Source organism: Sphingomonas sp. 28-62-20 (assembly GCF_002281505.1).
On record NZ_NCGH01000013.1, the window covers coordinates 25,447 to 41,801 of the forward strand.

A 16,355-nucleotide genomic window follows, 5' to 3' on the forward strand; every position below is an offset into this window, starting at 1 on the left:
GTCGTCAGCCGTCGCTGACCCGCTCGATATCGGCACCAACCGCGGAAAGCTTTTCCTCAAGCCGCTCATAACCGCGATCAAGGTGATAGACGCGCTGAACCTGCGTTTCGCCCTCGGCAGCAAGACCGGCCAGGATCAGGCTCATCGACGCGCGCAGATCGGTTGCCATCACTGGCGCACCGATCATCTTGTCGACGCCGCGCACCACCGCTGTGCGACCGCGCACCTGAATATCGGCGCCCATCCGCGCCAGCTCGGGCACATGCATATAGCGATTTTCGAAAATCGTTTCGGTCAGCACGCTGGCGCCATCGGCCATGCACAGCATCGCCATGAACTGCGCCTGCATATCGGTTGCAAAGCCCGGAAAAGGCGCGGTCGACAAGGTGAGCGGGGACAAGCCATTGGTTGCGGTGACGCGCAGGAAATCAGCATGTTCTTCAATCGTGACCCCAGCGTCGATCAGCGCCGCCGTGGTCGCGCGCATGTCTGCCGCCGCAACGCCAACCAGATCGAGCGAACCGCCGGTAATCGCCGCTGCGCAGGCATAGCTGCCCGCTTCGATCCGATCGGGCATCACACGGTAGGTCGCCCCGTGCAGCCGGTCGCGACCCTCAATCTCGATCGTTTCGGTACCGATGCCGCTGATCGATGCCCCCATCGCCACCAGACAGTTGCACAGATCGACAATCTCCGGCTCGCGCGCGGCGTTTTCGATCACTGACGGCCCCTTGGCGAGCACGGCGGCCATCAGCGCATTCTCGGTCGCGCCGACCGACACGATAGGGAAACTCACGCGGCCGCCCGGCAGTCGTCCGCCCGGTGCCATCGCTTTGACATAGCCCGCAGCCAATTCGATTTCAGCGCCTAAGGCCTCCATCGCCTTCAAGTGAAGATCGATCGGACGATTGCCGATCGCGCAGCCGCCCGGCAATGACACCGTCGCCTCGCCCGCGCGCCCAACCAGGGGCCCGAGCACCAGGATCGACGCGCGCATCTTGCGCACGATATCATAGGGCGCGACCGTCGAGGTCAGCCGCCCCGCCTTCAGCGTCATCACCCGACCGAATTCATCGGGGCGCGACCCTTCGACCATCGTCGAGACGCCAAGCTGGTTGAGCAGGTGGCCGAACCCATCGACATCGGCCAGTCGCGGCAGGTTGCGCAGCGTCAGCGGCTCTTCGGTCAGCAGCGCGCAAGGCATCAGCGTTAGGGCTGCGTTCTTGGCGCCCGAAATAGGCAGCCGGCCGGAGAGGCGATTGCCGCCGCGAATAAGGATTCTGTCCATTGCCGAGCTTCTATCGTCTCAGCGATGGCACGCAAGGGGTGCGACTGAATCGCGCCTGTCAATCAACGATATTGCCGGGCCGCCAACCGATTCGCGTGTTCAGGCCTTTTCGAGTGTGCATTGCAGCGGGTGCTGGTTCTGCCGGGCGAAATCCATCACTTGGCTGACCTTGGTTTCGGCCACTTCATAAGTAAAGACCCCGCAGACGCCGACGCCCTTTTGGTGGACATGCAGCATCACCCGGGTTGCTTCCTCAATGCTCATCCGAAAGAAGCGCTGCAGGCACAGCACCACGAATTCCATCGGGGTATAATCATCATTGAGCATCAGCACCCGATAGGGTGTCGGCTGTTTGGTGCGGGTACGCGTGCGGGTGGCGACGCCGAGGCCGGTGCCCTCGTCGTCCTCGCCGGGCGGTCGCTGCGCCATTGCGTGCGGGATGTGAAAGCCAATGGTCATGTGCCCTGAAAATATGGCACCTGCCCGGCCAAGGGCAAGGGGGAAGCGCATGCTAATCCGTTTTTCCCCCGATTTTGCATGCAAAAGGGCGGCCGCATCGCTGCGACCGCCCCTTTGGCATATGGATCGGCGCCGAAACGCCGGATCAATTAGGCGCTGATCTTGATCTTCTCAGCAGCAACCGCAACGCGGTTCGAGATCGGCTGAGCGATCTCACCGGCGAGCTTCAGCATCGTTTCGGTGGTCTTCGACGATTCGGCGACCATCGAGTCGAACGAGGTGCGGACATAATCGCTCTGCAGCTTCATGAACTCGGTCGGCGACTTGACGGCGGCCAGGCTCTTGACGATTGCGGTCATGCCTTCGAACGACTTGCGGGTATATTCAGCGGCATCCTGGCCCATCGTCTCGATGCCCTTGGCAGCGATCTTCGACGACTCGACAAGTGCTTCGACATTGCCCTTGTTGAATTCGTTCATGTCGGCAAACATGCCCTGGGTCTTTTCCAGCGCTGCCTTGGCGCGATCGTTCATTTCAACAAACATGGTCTGCGCCTTTTCGGCGGTGTTCTTGACGGTGTTTTCCATGGTGACTTCCTTTTTAGGTTGAGGTGCCGGCGTCGCGGTTGCGGCGATCGGCGTTGGTTCGGTCTTGACGGCTTCTGGGGTTTTCACGGGCATTGCCTGGGCAATAACGGGCTCGGCAACAGGAGCGGGTGCGGGCTTTTCCGCAACCGGCGTTGGCGCTGCGGCAACCGGCGCACTGACAGGCGCTGGCTTGGGCGCGGTGACCGCAGCAACCGGCGCAACAGTCTTAGGTGCCGGCGCCGATACTTTGGCCGGCGTAACTTTGGCCGCCGGTGCCTTGGCTGCCGGGGCAGGCTTGGTCTTGGCGACGACCGAGGGGGCAACCTTGTCGGCTGCTACCGGAGCGGGCTTGGCAACATCCTTGGTGACTTTGTCGGCCATCGGGGCCTCCTCTTCTCGTTTGCTGCACTGCAATATATGCGAGTGTCTCGCCCGATTCAAGGATTTTTTGTGCGTCGCAACATATTATTTGATTAATTGTTCAATATATTGAAAAATATGATTTTATTTCTCACAAACATAGCTGCCTGGCGCATCCGCCAGTGCCTTTAACCGCCCCTTGCCCGGCAGGCGCGGCCCTTTTGCTGCAAGCGATGCTGCATCCTGTTGCCTGATCCAGTCGATCCAGTCCGGCCACCAGCTGCCCTTTGTCTCAGCGGCACCGGCGACAAAGTCGACCAGCGAATCGCCCAGCACCGAATTGGTCCAATATTGATATTTGGCCGCTGCCGGCGGATTGACGACGCCGGCGATGTGGCCGGAGCCTGCGAGCACGAATCGGATCGGCCCGTGGAGCTGGCGCGTCAGTTGCCACACGCTCTCGGCGGGCGCGATATGGTCCTCGCGCCCGGCCTGAATATAGCTCGGCGTCATCACCGTGGTGAGATCGATCGGGGTGCCTGAGATCGAAAGGGCACCGGGTTTGACCAACAAATTGTCGCGGTAGAGATCGCGCAAATAGCTCAAATGCCATTTGGTTGGCAGGTTGGTGGTATCGCCATTCCAGTGGAGCAGATCGAACGGCGCATAATCCTGGCCGAGCAGATAATTATTGGTGACATAATTCCAGATCAGATCGCGCCCGCGCAGCAGATTGAAGGTCGCCGCCATATAGCGCCCATCAAGAAAGCCATCGGGAGACAGCTGCTCGATCAGTTTCATCTGCTCGTCATCAACGAAATGGAGCAGTTCGCCGGCCTGCGCGAAATCGACCTGCGCGGTGAAGAAGGTCGCCGATTTGACCTTGTCGGCCTGGCCCCGCGCCGCCAGCACGGCAAGCGTCGCCGCCAGCGTCGTGCCCGCCACACAATAGCCGATCGCATGCACTGAGGAGACGTCGAGCAGATCGCGAATCGTATCGATCGCATCAATCTGGCCCTGCTCGACATAATCGTCCCACACCACATCCTTCATCGTGGCGTCGGCGGATTTCCACGACACGACAAAGACCGTCAGCCCCTGATCGACGGCCCATTTGATGAAGCTTTTCTCAGGCGTGAGATCGAGGATGTAGAAGCGATTAATCCATGGCGGGAAGATCACCAGCGGGACCGCCAGCACATCGGGCGTGGTTGGGGAATATTGGATCAGTTCATAGAGCGGGGTGCGCTTGACGACCTTGCCTGGCGTCATCGCCAGATTGCGCCCGACTGCAAACGCATCGGGATCGGTATGGGTGAGCTGGCCCTTGCTCATATCGGCGAGCATATGCTGCAAACCGTGAAGCAGATTTTCGCCGCCGGTTTCCAGCGTCTTTTCGAGCACGAGCGGATTGGTGGCGGGAAAATTGCTTGGGCTCATCGCATCGACAAAGCCGCGCGTGGCAAAGCGCAGCTGTTCGCGCTGGTGCGGGTCGATCCCGTCCATTTCCTCCACCCCGCGCAAGAGATGGTCTGAAACCAGGAAATAGCTTTGGCGGATCCAGTCGAACACCGGATTTTCACGCCATTGCGGTGCTTTGAAGCGCTTGTCGCGCGCGTGTTCGGCTGACTCCTCAATCGGATCGGCCAGTGCGGGGGCCAAAAAATGCTGCCACAGCTTCATGCTGTCGGTCCAGAAATCGCGCGCGCGATCGATGGTGCGTTGATCGCTGAAGCCGGGGATAATCGGCATGGCCGGGGTTTCCTGCATCGTCTGCAACCCCGCCTCCAGCATCATCTGCTGCGCGCGACCCATCACCCATGTCCAGTGCTGCATGTCCTCCAGACTGGGGATCGTGAAGGCCGAACTCAGCGGCGTCTCGGTCGGCTCGGGCTCGCGCATCGCATCCTCGATTCTTGTTATTTGCTGCAGCCTACCGCAAGCATGCTTCGCCGTCATTCACCCTGCACGACAAATCGCCTATGAACGGGCTGTACCGACCCCGCCGACCGATGGAATGCACCCATGTCAGACGAATTTTACCGCATCAAACGCCTGCCCCCTTATGTCATCGCTGAAGTCAACGCGATGCGGGCGCAGGCGCGCGCGGCCGGGGAGGACATTATCGACCTGGGCATGGGCAATCCCGATCTGCCGCCGCCCGCCCATGTCATCGAAAAATTGTGCGAAGTCGCGGCCAAGCCCGATGCGCATGGCTATTCGGCGTCGCGCGGCATTCCCGGGCTGCGCAAGGCGCAGGCGAATTACTACGGTCGCCGCTTCGGCGTCGAGGTCGATTCGGAAAGCGAAGTTGTCGTTACGATGGGATCGAAGGAAGGGCTCGCCAGCCTGGCCACCGCGATCACCGCACCGGGCGATGTCGTGCTCGCGCCCAACCCCAGCTACCCGATCCACACCTTTGGCTTCATCATTGCCGGGGCGACGATCCGCGCCGTGCCGACCACCCCCGATGAACGCTATTGGGAAGCACTTGAGCGGGCGATGAACTTCACCGTGCCGCGTCCGTCGATATTGGTGGTCAATTATCCGTCGAACCCCACCGCTGAGACGGTCGATATCGCTTTTTACGAGCGGCTGGTCGCCTGGGCGCGCGAGAACAAGGTCTGGATCATTTCCGACCTTGCCTATTCCGAGCTGTATTTTGACGGCAAGCCAACCACGTCGATCCTGCAGGTGAAGGGCGCCAAGGACGTCGCGATCGAGTTCACCAGCCTGAGCAAGACCTATTCAATGGCCGGCTGGCGGATCGGCTTTGCCGTCGGCAACAAGAAGCTGATCGCCGCGATGACGCGCGTGAAATCCTATCTCGATTATGGCGCTTTTACGCCGATTCAGGCTGCTGCCTGCGCCGCGCTGAACGGGCCGCAGGATATCGTCGAAAAGAATCGCGAGCTTTATCATAAGCGCCGCGACGTGCTGGTCGAAAGCTTTGGTCGGGCAGGGTGGGATATTCCTGCGCCTGCCGCATCGATGTTTGCCTGGGCGCCGCTGCCGCCGGCATTGGCGCATTTAGGTAGCCTTGAGTTCAGCAAACAATTGCTGACATGCGCGCAGGTCGCGGTTGCGCCAGGGGTGGGCTATGGCGAGAACGGTGAGGGCTTTGTGCGGATCGCAATGGTCGAGAACGAACAGCGACTGCGCCAGGCAGCGCGCAACGTGAAAAAATATCTCCAATCGATGGGCGTCAACACGCCCGCGCGTGACTCCGCTTGACCCCAGCCTCTGTGCCGAGCGGATGGCTGAGTGATTAATCCGCTCTATTCGTTCGCCGGCACGCTGGTCGGGGTGCTGGTCGGGTTGACCGGGGTTGGCGGCGGATCGCTGATGACGCCGCTCTTGGTGCTGTTGTTCGGCTTCCATCCTGCGACGGCGGTTGGCACTGATCTGCTTTATGCATCGGCGACCAAGACGGTTGGCACATTGGTGCACGGCCGACACGGCACGGTCGACTGGCGGGTGGTCCGCCGTCTCGCGACCGGCAGCGTCCCGGCGGCGTTGGTGACGCTGGCGGCCCTCTGGCTGTTCAACTGGCAGGGCGAAGCGATGGGCAAGGTGATCACGGGTGCCCTTGGCGTCGCGTTGATCGCCACGGCCATTTCGGTCTTTTTCAGAAAGACGATCGTGGCGCGCTTGTCGCCACTGCTGGTCGGCGCCAATGCGGATCGGCTTGATCAGATCACGATCGTGCTGGGCGTGGTGCTCGGCGTGATGGTGTCGCTCACCTCCGTCGGGGCGGGCGCGCTGGGGATGACTGCGCTGCTGGTGCTATATCCCAAAGTGCCGGTCGCGCGGCTGGTCGGGTCTGATATTGCGCATGCCGTGCCCCTGACGCTGATTGCCGGCATCGGCCATTTGGCGATGGGCTCAGTCGATCTGTGGCTGCTCGCCTCGCTGCTGCTGGGGTCGATTCCCGGGATCATCCTTGGCAGCATGCTCGCGGCACGCATTCATGAACATATTCTGGTGCCGATCCTGGCGATTACGCTCGCGCTGGTCGGTATCCGGCTGCTCGCCTGATCCGCACGCAGCGATTGACGCCGCGCCCATGGCCCTTCATCGACCGGGCATGACACGCCCTGGCTTTCGCTTTTCCACCCGATTCAAGGTCCGCTACGCGGAGGTCGATGCTCAGCGCGTCGTCTATAACTCGCGCTATCTGGAATATGTCGACGTGGCGGTGTCGGAATTCTGGCCCAGTACGGGACTGGAAGACCTAGGCCCCGAATGGACCGAAGCGGAATTTCACGTCCGCCATACCGAGATTGATTATTTCAAGCCGTTCGTGATGAACGACGAGATCGAGGCCTTTGTCCGCATTGAGCGGATCGGCGGGACCAGCATGATGCAGCGCTTTGAGCTATGCCATGCAGCGACGGGGGCGTTGCACTGCACGATTTTGATGACGATCGTTCATGTCGATCTGGCCACGGGCCGCCCCAAACCGATCACGGGAGAAGTGCGCACCCGGCTGGAAGCCCTGGTGAGCGGCTAAGCCCTATTCGGCGGCGCGAATGTCGATCGGGTTGCCCGCAACATGTTCGGGCAGTGACCAGAGCAGATCCTGTTTGGTCAGCACCCGCCCATCCCAGGCGCGCACGTCAATCTGCGCGATCGGCCGCCGATCGCGTTCATCGACCAGCACGGGTGAGGCGGGAAAGCCGGTTTCCCAGCGCTCCCCCCATTGCCGCAGCGCAATCATCGTCGGCAGCAGGGCAAAACCCTTATCGGTCAGCCGATATTCGATCTTGCGGCGATCATCGGGCATCGCCTCGCGCTTCAGGATGCCATGTTCGACGAGTCGCGCCAGGCGATTGGCCAGAATGTTGCGCGCAATGCCCAGTTCGGACTGAAATTCCTCGAAATGATACAAGCCATTAAAGGCGGCACGCAGGATCAAAAAGGACCAGCGCTCACCCATCGCCTCCAGCGCTGCCGGCAGGCTGCACTCGGCCAGTTCGCGCAAGGGTTCTCTCAGTTTTCCGTCCATGCGTCCTCAATCCTGACGTAATCTAACAAATTTGAACCGTCATGCGAATGAAATATTAGTTTCTAGTTGCAACTGGAAACCTATCGGAGTAAGTAGTGATTCGCAACTTAATTCGGTTGCCGGTAATTTACGCCTCAATCTGTCCACGAACCGATCATGGAGTTCATCATGACACGCACCCTCCCCATCGCCGCTGCCCTCGCCACCTCTGCTATGCTGCTCTTCGCCAGCGCCGCGTCGGCGGCTTCCAGCAGCTATTATAGCGCAACGCCCGTGACCGCCCCAACCAAGGCCAGCGTCATCACCGCCGGCACGCTGTGGAAGTGCGCAGACGGTGTTTGCACCGCCAAGCAATCGACCCAGCGCGACGTGATCATGTGCCAGATGGTCGTCCAGCGCGTTGGCGCGCTCAGCGCCTTCACTGTCGCTGGCACGCCGCTCGACGCCGAAATGCTTGCCAAGTGCAATGCGCGCGCGAGCTGACACAAAGTATATTGTTGCAAAGCAGCAGCACGCGGCCCCATCGTGGTCGCGTGCTGCGGCAATATGAACTCGTCGATCGGGTATTAAGCTACGATCCACAGGCCAATGAGGCCTTGCTCAATCGCGCCTATGTTTTTTCGATGCAGGCGCATGGCAGCCAGAAGCGCGCCAGCGGCGACCCCTATTTCAGCCATCCGATCGAAGTCGCCGGGATCCTGACCGATCTTCATCTTGATGATGAAACCATCGCAACCGCGATCCTGCACGATACGATCGAAGACACGGTCGCCACGCCGGAGGAAATCCTAAGGCTGTTCGGCGCCAATGTCGCCCGGCTGGTTGACGGCGTGACCAAGCTGTCGAAGATCGAAGCGCAGACCGAAAATGAACGCGCGGCCGAAAATCTGCGTAAATTCCTGCTGGCGATGTCAGACGATATTCGCGTGCTGCTCGTCAAACTGGCTGATCGGCTGCACAATATGCGGACGCTGCACCACATCGCCAAGCCTGAAAAGCGCCGCCGGATCGCGCGCGAAACCATGGACATCTATGCCCCGCTTGCTGAGCGGATCGGCATGTATGAGTTCATGAAGGAAATGCAGACGCTGGCGTTTCGCGAGCTTGAGCCAGAGGCCTATAGCTCGATCACCAAGCGGTTGGAGCAGCTCAAGGAAGGCGATGGCGACCGGATCGACAAGATCGCCAAAAGCTTCAAGCAATTGCTTGAGCGCGGCGGGGTTGGCGCGGAGATTTCAGGGCGCGAAAAACACCCCTATTCGATCTGGAAGAAGATGGCCGAACGGCACATCAGCTTCGAACAATTGTCCGATATCATGGCGTTCCGGCTGATCGTGCCGACGGTGGAGGATTGCTATACCGCGCTCGGGCTGATCCATCGCCGGTGGCCGATGGTGCCGGGCCGGTTCAAGGATTATATCTCAACCCCCAAGCGTAACGGCTATCGTTCGCTGCATACGTCGGTGATGCATGCCGAAAATACCCGTGTCGAAATCCAGATTCGCACGACGGAAATGCATGCTGAGGCTGAACACGGTCTGGCCGCACACTGGGCCTATAAGCAGAGCAAGGTGCGCCCCGATACGCAGGTGCGCTGGATCGCTGATCTGGTCGAGATTCTCGATACCGCCGAGAGCCCCGAAGAGCTGCTCGAACATACCCGCATGGCGATGTATCAGGACCGGATCTTTGCCTTTACGCCGCGTGGCGAATTGATCCAGCTACCCAAGGGCGCAACCCCGATTGATTTTGCCTATGCGCTCCATACCGATTTGGGTGACCAGGCGGTGGGGGCCAAGATCAATGGCCGGGTTGCCCCCTTGCGGACGCGGGTAGAGAATGGCGATCAGGTGCAAATCCTGCGCTCCAAAGCGCAAGTGCCGCAGCCGGGTTGGCTTAACTTTGCAATCACCGGCAAGGCGCGCGCCGCCATTCGCCGCCATTTGCGCCAGACCGAACGCAGCGAAGGCCAGGCGCTTGGCCGCAAAATCTATGAGGAAATTGTCCAGCGGCTGCCCGCCACGCTGGCCGATGATGCGATCAATGTGGCGTTGAAAAGGCTGAAGCTGGCCGATGAAGCCGCGCTGATGGAGGCGATCGCCAAGCGCCGCATTCCAGATGCCGACGTGATGGAAGCGCTGATGCCGGGATCGGCCGACAAGGCCGCTCGCCACGCCCTGCCACCGCAATCAAGCGCGATTTCGATCCGTGGCCTGAAGCACGGCATTGCCTTTGAACTCGCCGAATGCTGCCATCCCGTGCCCGGCGACCGGATTGTCGGGCTGCGCCATCCTGATCGGCTGATCGAGGTTCATTCGATCGACTGCAAGACGCTGATCGACGGCGATGATGCGGATTGGGTCGATCTTGCCTGGGGCGACAAGACCGAAGGCGCAACCGCCCAAATTGCGGTTGATCTGAAGAACGAACCCGGCGCGCTGGGCGTCGTCGCCACCATCATTGGCGCGCATAAAGCCAATATTCTGGGCCTCAGGCTCGATAATCGCGATTCGGGCTATCACACCAACACCATTGATGTTGAGGTCCACGATCTTCAGCATCTGATGCGCCTGATCGCGGCGCTACGGGCTGCCGATGCGGTGAGCGCGGTGGAGCGCGTATAGAAGCAGCTTGCTGACTGGCTGTCGTCGACTAGGTTCCCTCCCATCCTTCACACAGGAGTCGCCCGCCCATGGACCGCCGCCAATTTCTTTCCTCCAGCGGTGCTGTCGCCGCGCTCTCCCTGACGCCTAGCGCGCTGCGCGCAGCCGCTCCCGCTGGCGACGCGGCGATCAACGCGTTGTTCGAAGCGATTTTTCAGGAAGGTCTTGATGATTCGCCGGAGAGCGTAACCCAACTTGGGCTCGATACGGGCAAGCGCGCTGCCGCTAAGGGGCAGTTAGGGGATCGGTCGCTCGCCGCCCGCGCTGCTGATCTTGCACGAACCAAGCAAGCGATTGCGCGGATCGAGGCGATCGACACGACCACGCTGTCCGAAACGGCCAAGCTCAACCGCGAAGTCGTCTTATACTCGCTGAATAGCAGCGTTGTTGGCCCCGACACATTCGGGATTGGCAGCACGATCCGCCCCTATCGTATCTTCCAGCAGGGCGGTGCCTATTTCTCGGTCCCCGATTTCCTCAATTCTGCGCACACCATCCGCACCACCGCCGATGCCGAAGCCTATTGCGCGCGCCTCTCCGCCTTTGCGACTGCGCTTGATCAGGACAGTGCGGTGCAAAAGGAGGAAGCCGCGCGCGGTTTTGTCGCGCCCGATTTCTCGCTCGATCTGACGATCGGCCAGCTCAAGGCACTGCGGGGCAAGCCTGCCGCCGCCAGTGCGATGGTCAACTCGCTCCTCACGCGCGCCAAGGCTGCCGGGTTGGCGGGCGATTGGTCAGCAAAGGCTGCCGCCATTGTCGAGAGCCAGGTCTATCCGGCGCTCGATCGGCAAATCGCGCTCGTTCAGGCGCTGCCGCGTCGCAAGGAAGCGGGACTATGGGCACTGCCCAATGGCGATGCCATCTATGCCGAGGCGCTGAAGGCAGCCACCACCACCGATTTCACGCCCGATGAAGTCCATAAGATCGGCAAGGAGCAAGTCGCATCGCTGAGCGCCGAGCTCGATGCGATTTTGAAGGCGCAGGGGTTGACCAAGGGCAGTGTCGGGGCGCGGCTGACGGCGCTCAACGACATGCCGTCACAGCTTTACGCGGATACGGCGGAAGGGCGGGCCGACTTGCTGGCGGGCCTGAACGTCGGCGTAGCGGCGATGCAGAAACGGCTTGGCGAGGCGTTTCTCAACCCGCCCAGCGAACCACTCGATATCCGCGCGGTGCCGGTGGAGATTCAGGACGGCGCCTCAAACGGCTATTACCGCCGCGCCTCGCTCGATGGCACCCGCCCGGCGATCTACTTCATCAACCTGAAAAGCGTTGGTGACTGGCCGAAATATACACTGCCCTCGCTCAGCTATCATGAAGGGGTGCCGGGGCATCACTTGCAGCTCAGCATCGTCCAGAAGCTTGATTCGCCGCTGCTTCGGCGGTTGTCAGGCTTCAGCGCCTATTCGGAAGGCTGGGCGTTATATGCCGAACAAGTGGCCGAGGAACTCGGTGGCTATGCCAATGCGATCGAACGGGCGGGGTATCTCCAGTCCTTCCTGTTCCGCGCTGCGCGGCTGGTGGCGGACACCGGCATCCACGCCAAACGCTGGACGCGCGAGCAGGCGACTGACTATTTCGTCGAGACTGTCGGCTTTGCGCGCCCGCGCTCGCTGCGCGAGATCGAACGCTACTGCACCCAGGCGGGGCAGGCGTGCAGCTATAAGCTTGGCCATATCAGCTGGCTGCGCGCGCGCGACAATGCCAAGCGGATATTGGGCGACAAGTTCGACCTGAAGCAATTCCATGAGGTGCTGCGCGATGGCGCGGTGCCACTGACGATCCTGGAACGACTGGTCGAGGCGCGCGCCAAGGCCCAACTGGGTTAGCGTCCCGCGCTTGGCGATTCCCTATTGGTGAAACACACGGTAGAGGGGGCGGATGAAGCGCCCCGCCCTTTCCATTGTCGTACCCTGTTACAATGAAGCCGCCTGTCTCGACATTCTGCACGCCCGCGTCTCGGCCGCGGCGCAGGCGGCCGTTGGCGACGATTACGAGATCGTTTTCGTCAATGACGGATCAAAGGATGCGAGCTGGCCCGTGATGCAGCGGCTGGCAGCGGGCGACTCGCATCTCATCGCGATCAACCTGTCGCGCAATCATGGCCATCAACTGGCACTGACAGCGGGGCTGGATCTGTGCTGCGGCCAGCAGATCATGATCATCGATGCCGATTTGCAGGATCCGCCCGAATTGCTCGCTGATATGCGCGCGACCATGGCCGCCGAGCAGGCCGATGTCGTTTATGCGGTCCGCCGTAAGCGCGAGGGCGAAACCTTTTTCAAGAAACTGACCGCCGCGGCCTTTTACCGCGTGCTCGATCGCGTGACCGATACGCCGATCCCGCTTGATACCGGCGATTTCCGGCTGATGAGCCGGCGTGCACTCGATGCGTTTTTGAGCCTGCCTGAACAAGCGCGCTTCATCCGCGGCATGGTGGCGTGGATTGGCTTTCGCCAAGTGCCGTTTCTGTACGACCGGGCCGAACGGCATGCGGGCGAGACCAAATATCCGCTCGCCAAGATGATCCGCTTCGCGCTCGATGCGGTGACTGGTTTTTCGACCGCGCCTCTGCGCTTTGCCAGCCATGCCGGGCTCGCGCTGACAGGGGCGTCGTTGCTGCTGTTCGTCTATATCGCGATTGGTTTTTTCACCGGCAGCGCGGTGCAGGGCTGGACATCGACGATGCTGGTCGTGGTGCTGCTCGGCGCGGTGCAGATGTTCGTGCTGGGCATGATCGGCGAATATCTCGGCCGGCTCTATGTGGAATCGAAGCGGCGGCCGCTTTATCTGGTCGCTGATGTGGCGGGCCCGGTGCAGGGTCGCGCGACGCTTGGCTATCGTGCCGAGCCGCAGGAAGACGAGGCGACGGCCACGCGCGCCCAACCGGCGCCCGCACCGCGCCGGAAACCCCGCGTCAAGCCGCCGGTGCCGCCAACGTAACGATCGACACGCCCGGCGGCAGCGGCATCCGGCCGACAAGATGGCGTTCCCAGCCAAAGATTGTTTCGAACAGTGTGTTGAGCGCCTTGGGCGGCGGCGAATCATCGCTGTCGTCGCGGCCCGTCATCCGCCCGGCGACTCGCGCGGCAGCGGCAAGCGGGAACAGCAGCGAGTTGAAATAGCGCAGGCCATTATGGTCTAGCCCGGCTGCTACAATCGCGCTGTTCAGCGTTGTCTTTGAATAGCGGCGATGGTGGTGGTTCACCACATCATGCGCGCTCCACAGCCATTGATGCGCGGGGACGGTGATCAAGATCTTGCCGCCGGGCTTCAGGCAATCGCGCATCGCGGCAAGGGCGGCGATATCATCCTCGATATGTTCGACGACATCGAGCACCGCGATCAGATCATAGCCACCGCGCTCGATTCCCGGCAGCGCAGGCAGCGGCGCGGCGCTGACCGGCTTGCCGAGCCGCTCGCTGGCAATGCCGCGCGCGACCGGATCGATCTCGATCGCCTCAACGGTGCCGAACCGCGCCAGCATCGGCAGATTATGCCCCGTGCCGCAGCCGATCTCCAATATGCGCGCGTCCTTGGGCAACCCGGCTTCGCGCGTCAGATAGTCCGACAGAATCTCGCGCCGGGCGCGGTACCACCAATGGGTGGAATCATGCGCGGCCATCCGGTCATAAACGATGCGGTCCATCAGCGACGTCCCATTACGCAAACACCCACAACCGGTTGAGGGCAAAGGTGACCAGCGGGGTGAAGAAGAAGATCGGGATCAGCGGCCACCAGGTCGCGCCGTGCAAAAGCGGCCCGGTGAGCACCCAGGTGAACAGGCCGTTGAGCGCAAAGCTGACCAACGACACCGCAAAGAACCGGCCGGTGGTGCGGCGGATATCGTCGCGGCTGCCATGCCCGCGAAAACTCCAGCGGCTGTGCAGGACATAGCCCGTCGTCAGCGCGACCAGATACCCCGCCACAAACGCCGCCATCGGATGAATGACATAGGTGGCGAGCGGCCAGTAAACGATCGCGTACAGCATCGTCACGAATCCGCCGGTAATGGCGAACCGCACGAGTTGGCCGAGCATATCGCCCGCCCGTTGTCGCTGTTGTCCCTGATTGACCGTCTTCACGTGCCGCTTGCCCTTTGTGGGGGCCGCACTAGAGCGCGAAGAGAGGCGAGGGAAGCATCTTTGAACGACAAGCAGCACGGCGATGCGTCGCTCACCCAGCAACTGGACCGCAACTGGCTTAGCTTGACGCTGATCGCCTGGGCGGTGATCGCGGCCTGGTTCGTCTGGCAGCGCTGGCCAGCGATCCATTGGCTGTCGCTGGGCGATACCGATGACAATATGCGGCTGATGCAAGTGCGCGCGCTGCTCAATGGGCAGGCCTGGTATGATTTGCGCCAGTATCGGCTCAATCCGCCGGTTGGTTTCGATATGCACTGGAGCCGGATCGTCGATCTGCCGATCGCCGGGCTGATCCTGGCGTTCAGGCCCTTTGTTGGGACGGCGCTGGCCGAGCGGCTGGCGTGCGGGATCGCGCCGTTGCTGCCGCTGTCGGTGGCGATGGCGGGGTTGGCCTTCACCGTGCGCCGGCTGGTGAGCCCGTTTGCCTGGCCGCTGGCGCTGATCTTCCTGCTGATGTGTGCAGCGACGATGCTGATGTTCATGCCTCTACGCATTGACCATCATGGCTGGCAGCTCGCTTGCCTTAGCCTGACGGTCGCGGGCCTGGCCGATCCGCTTCAGCGCCGGGGCGGCATCACCGTCGGGCTGGCGAGCGCTGTGTCGCTCAGCATCGGGCTGGAGATGCTGCCCTATGCGGCCGGGGCAGGTGCGATCTTGGGGCTCCGCTGGATTTGGGACCGTGCTGAGGCCGAGCGGCTGACCGTTTACGGCCTGGCGCTCGCCGGGGGCAGCGCGATTGGCTATGTGCTGTTCGTCTCCGCCGCCAATGCGGCGCTGCGCTGTGATGCGCTGACGCCAGTGTGGCTGAGCGTGATGATCGAGGCGGGCGCGCTGCTGTTCATCCTCGCCCGGGTCAATCCGGCCAGCCGCTCGGTTCGCCTTGGGCTGGCGGCAGGCGCTGGCGCAGCGATCATCATCGCCTTTGCGCTGGTTTTTCCGCAATGCCTGGGGCGGCCCGAACAAGTGTCGCCCGAACTCGCCGCCAATTGGCTCAACAATGTCCGTGAGGCCAAGCCGATCTATGCGCATCCGTGGCGCGGCGCGCTGACCGTCGCTGCCCTGCCGATTATCGGTGTGATCGGCGCGCTGATCGCGACCTGGCGGGCGCGGCGCAGCGATCGCTTTGCCGCCTGGGCGGCGGTGCTGTTGTTCACCTTGCTGGCGGGCGGGCTGCTGCTCTGGCAGGTCCGGGCCGGTGCCGCTGCGCAGTTGCTGGCGGTGCCTGGCGCAGTGGCGCTTGGATGGGTGCTGCTGCCTTGGTGCCTGGCGCATCGATCCGTGCTGGTCCGGGTGTTCGGGACGGTTGCCGGTTTCCTGCTGGTTTCGGGTGCTTTTATCGGGCTGGTCATCCGCTTTGCCGTGCCCGACAAGCCAAGCACCAACACTAAGGCGGTCAATCGTGCCGGGGCGTCGTGCCCGACCATTCCCAGCCTTGGTGTGTTGAACCGGTTGCCGCCGCAAACCATCTTCACCTTTATCGATCTGGGGCCGCGGCTGATCACGCTGACGCATCATTCGGCGGTGGCGGGCCCCTATCACCGCAATGGCGCGGCGATTCTTGACGTGCAGCACGGCTTCAAACGCAGCGCGGATGAATTCCACGCGATCGCCCGCCGCCACGGCGCGACCTTATTGCTGACCTGCCCGAACATGGCTGAATCGACGGTCTATACGGTGCGCGCGAAGAACGGGTTCTACGCCCGGCTGGTGCGTGGCGAGACGCCCGCCTGGCTGGAACCCGTGCCGCTGCCCAAACGATCGCCGCTGAAACTCTGGCGGATTCACTAGCGGGTGATGACGTCGGATTGGATCAACCCATACCCCGTTCGCCCTGAGCGAAGTCGA

The 16,355-nt window shown here is 61.8% G+C and carries 15 protein-coding genes; 8 read left to right on the top strand and 7 right to left on the bottom strand.

The window, feature by feature from the left end; all coding sequences use genetic code 11:
• Positions 1-4: 4 nt before the first annotated feature.
• The 4 genes from murA to B7Y43_RS12470 form a co-directional block, all read right to left on the bottom strand.
• Complete coding sequence (gene murA / locus B7Y43_RS12455) at positions 5-1,288, bottom strand: UDP-N-acetylglucosamine 1-carboxyvinyltransferase (RefSeq protein WP_374131982.1); 1,284 nt, start codon at positions 1,286-1,288, stop codon at positions 5-7.
• Positions 1,289-1,387: 99 nt separating this feature from the next.
• The gene (gene clpS, locus B7Y43_RS12460; protein ID WP_374132043.1) at positions 1,388-1,717 is read right to left on the bottom strand and encodes an ATP-dependent Clp protease adaptor ClpS; all 330 of its coding nucleotides are present in this window, start codon (positions 1,715-1,717) and stop codon (positions 1,388-1,390) included.
• A gap of 179 nt (positions 1,718-1,896) precedes the next feature.
• Positions 1,897-2,715, bottom strand: coding sequence for a phasin family protein (gene phaP / locus B7Y43_RS12465; RefSeq protein WP_374131983.1), 819 nt, complete (start codon positions 2,713-2,715; stop codon positions 1,897-1,899).
• 123 nt (positions 2,716-2,838) lie between these two features.
• Positions 2,839-4,596, bottom strand: a complete 1,758-nt coding sequence (locus B7Y43_RS12470; protein WP_374131984.1) for an alpha/beta hydrolase — start codon at positions 4,594-4,596, stop codon at positions 2,839-2,841.
• Positions 4,597-4,719: 123 nt separating this feature from the next.
• Here B7Y43_RS12470 and B7Y43_RS12475 point away from each other — a divergent pair, with 123 nt between their 5' ends.
• The 3 genes from B7Y43_RS12475 to B7Y43_RS12485 are packed head-to-tail and all read left to right on the top strand — an operon-like array spanning position 4,720 to position 7,207.
• Positions 4,720-5,928 carry a pyridoxal phosphate-dependent aminotransferase gene (locus B7Y43_RS12475; protein ID WP_374131985.1) on the top strand — a complete coding sequence of 403 codons (1,209 nt, stop codon included), beginning with the start codon at positions 4,720-4,722 and terminating at the stop codon, positions 5,926-5,928.
• Between the two features lie 30 nt (positions 5,929-5,958).
• Positions 5,959-6,732: a sulfite exporter TauE/SafE family protein gene (locus B7Y43_RS12480; protein WP_374131986.1), complete on the top strand. Its 774-nt coding sequence runs from the start codon at positions 5,959-5,961 to the stop codon at positions 6,730-6,732.
• A gap of 49 nt (positions 6,733-6,781) precedes the next feature.
• Positions 6,782-7,207 carry a thioesterase family protein gene (locus B7Y43_RS12485; protein WP_374131987.1) on the top strand — a complete coding sequence of 142 codons (426 nt, stop codon included), beginning with the start codon at positions 6,782-6,784 and terminating at the stop codon, positions 7,205-7,207.
• A 3-nt stretch (positions 7,208-7,210) separates the two neighbouring features.
• On the opposite strand, the gene B7Y43_RS12490 is transcribed toward B7Y43_RS12485, so the two are convergent.
• Entirely contained in the window at positions 7,211-7,702 is a 492-nt protein-coding gene (locus B7Y43_RS12490) for a helix-turn-helix domain-containing protein (protein ID WP_374131988.1), read from the bottom strand.
• A gap of 168 nt (positions 7,703-7,870) precedes the next feature.
• On the opposite strand from B7Y43_RS12490, the gene B7Y43_RS12495 reads away from it, so the two are divergent.
• The 4 genes from B7Y43_RS12495 to B7Y43_RS12510 all read left to right on the top strand — a co-directional run bounded on the left by B7Y43_RS12495 (position 7,871) and on the right by B7Y43_RS12510 (position 13,308).
• Positions 7,871-8,185, top strand: coding sequence for a hypothetical protein (locus B7Y43_RS12495; RefSeq protein ID WP_374131989.1), 315 nt, complete (start codon positions 7,871-7,873; stop codon positions 8,183-8,185).
• 50 nt (positions 8,186-8,235) lie between these two features.
• On the top strand, positions 8,236-10,326 hold the full coding sequence (locus B7Y43_RS12500) for a bifunctional (p)ppGpp synthetase/guanosine-3',5'-bis(diphosphate) 3'-pyrophosphohydrolase (RefSeq protein WP_374131990.1): 2,091 nt from the start codon (positions 8,236-8,238) through the stop codon (positions 10,324-10,326).
• A 68-nt stretch (positions 10,327-10,394) separates the two neighbouring features.
• Positions 10,395-12,194 carry a DUF885 family protein gene (locus B7Y43_RS12505; protein WP_374131991.1) on the top strand — a complete coding sequence of 600 codons (1,800 nt, stop codon included), beginning with the start codon at positions 10,395-10,397 and terminating at the stop codon, positions 12,192-12,194.
• A gap of 52 nt (positions 12,195-12,246) precedes the next feature.
• Positions 12,247-13,308, top strand: a complete 1,062-nt coding sequence (locus tag B7Y43_RS12510) for a glycosyltransferase family 2 protein (protein WP_374131992.1) — start codon at positions 12,247-12,249, stop codon at positions 13,306-13,308.
• Here the strand turns inward: B7Y43_RS12510 and B7Y43_RS12515 are convergent.
• Both B7Y43_RS12515 and B7Y43_RS12520 read right to left on the bottom strand, forming a co-directional pair.
• Positions 13,283-14,014: a bifunctional 2-polyprenyl-6-hydroxyphenol methylase/3-demethylubiquinol 3-O-methyltransferase UbiG gene (locus B7Y43_RS12515; RefSeq protein ID WP_374131993.1), complete on the bottom strand. Its 732-nt coding sequence runs from the start codon at positions 14,012-14,014 to the stop codon at positions 13,283-13,285. The genes B7Y43_RS12510 and B7Y43_RS12515 overlap by 26 nt on opposite strands.
• Positions 14,015-14,027: 13 nt before the next feature.
• Entirely contained in the window at positions 14,028-14,450 is a 423-nt protein-coding gene (locus B7Y43_RS12520; protein ID WP_374131994.1) for a GtrA family protein, read from the bottom strand.
• A 60-nt stretch (positions 14,451-14,510) separates the two neighbouring features.
• Here B7Y43_RS12520 and B7Y43_RS12525 point away from each other — a divergent pair, with 60 nt between their 5' ends.
• Positions 14,511-16,298: an AcrB/AcrD/AcrF family protein gene (locus tag B7Y43_RS12525; protein ID WP_374131995.1), complete on the top strand. Its 1,788-nt coding sequence runs from the start codon at positions 14,511-14,513 to the stop codon at positions 16,296-16,298.
• Positions 16,299-16,355: the final 57 nt, after the last annotated feature.

Bases quoted from the DNA above. Each gene is read 5' to 3' on its own strand.
- murA (WP_374131982.1), bottom strand. From the start codon at position 1,288: ATGGACAGAATCCTTATTCGCGGCGGCAATCGCCTCTCCGGCCGGCTG.
- clpS (WP_374132043.1), bottom strand. From the start codon at position 1,717: ATGGCGCAGCGACCGCCCGGCGAGGACGACGAGGGCACCGGCCTCGGC.
- phaP (WP_374131983.1), bottom strand. From the start codon at position 2,715: ATGGCCGACAAAGTCACCAAGGATGTTGCCAAGCCCGCTCCGGTAGCA.
- B7Y43_RS12470 (WP_374131984.1), bottom strand. From the start codon at position 4,596: ATGCGCGAGCCCGAGCCGACCGAGACGCCGCTGAGTTCGGCCTTCACG.
- B7Y43_RS12475 (WP_374131985.1), top strand. From the start codon at position 4,720: ATGTCAGACGAATTTTACCGCATCAAACGCCTGCCCCCTTATGTCATC.
- B7Y43_RS12485 (WP_374131987.1), top strand. From the start codon at position 6,782: ATGACACGCCCTGGCTTTCGCTTTTCCACCCGATTCAAGGTCCGCTAC.
- B7Y43_RS12490 (WP_374131988.1), bottom strand. From the start codon at position 7,702: ATGGACGGAAAACTGAGAGAACCCTTGCGCGAACTGGCCGAGTGCAGC.
- B7Y43_RS12495 (WP_374131989.1), top strand. From the start codon at position 7,871: ATGACACGCACCCTCCCCATCGCCGCTGCCCTCGCCACCTCTGCTATG.
- B7Y43_RS12505 (WP_374131991.1), top strand. From the start codon at position 10,395: ATGGACCGCCGCCAATTTCTTTCCTCCAGCGGTGCTGTCGCCGCGCTC.
- B7Y43_RS12510 (WP_374131992.1), top strand. From the start codon at position 12,247: ATGAAGCGCCCCGCCCTTTCCATTGTCGTACCCTGTTACAATGAAGCC.
- B7Y43_RS12515 (WP_374131993.1), bottom strand. From the start codon at position 14,014: ATGGACCGCATCGTTTATGACCGGATGGCCGCGCATGATTCCACCCAT.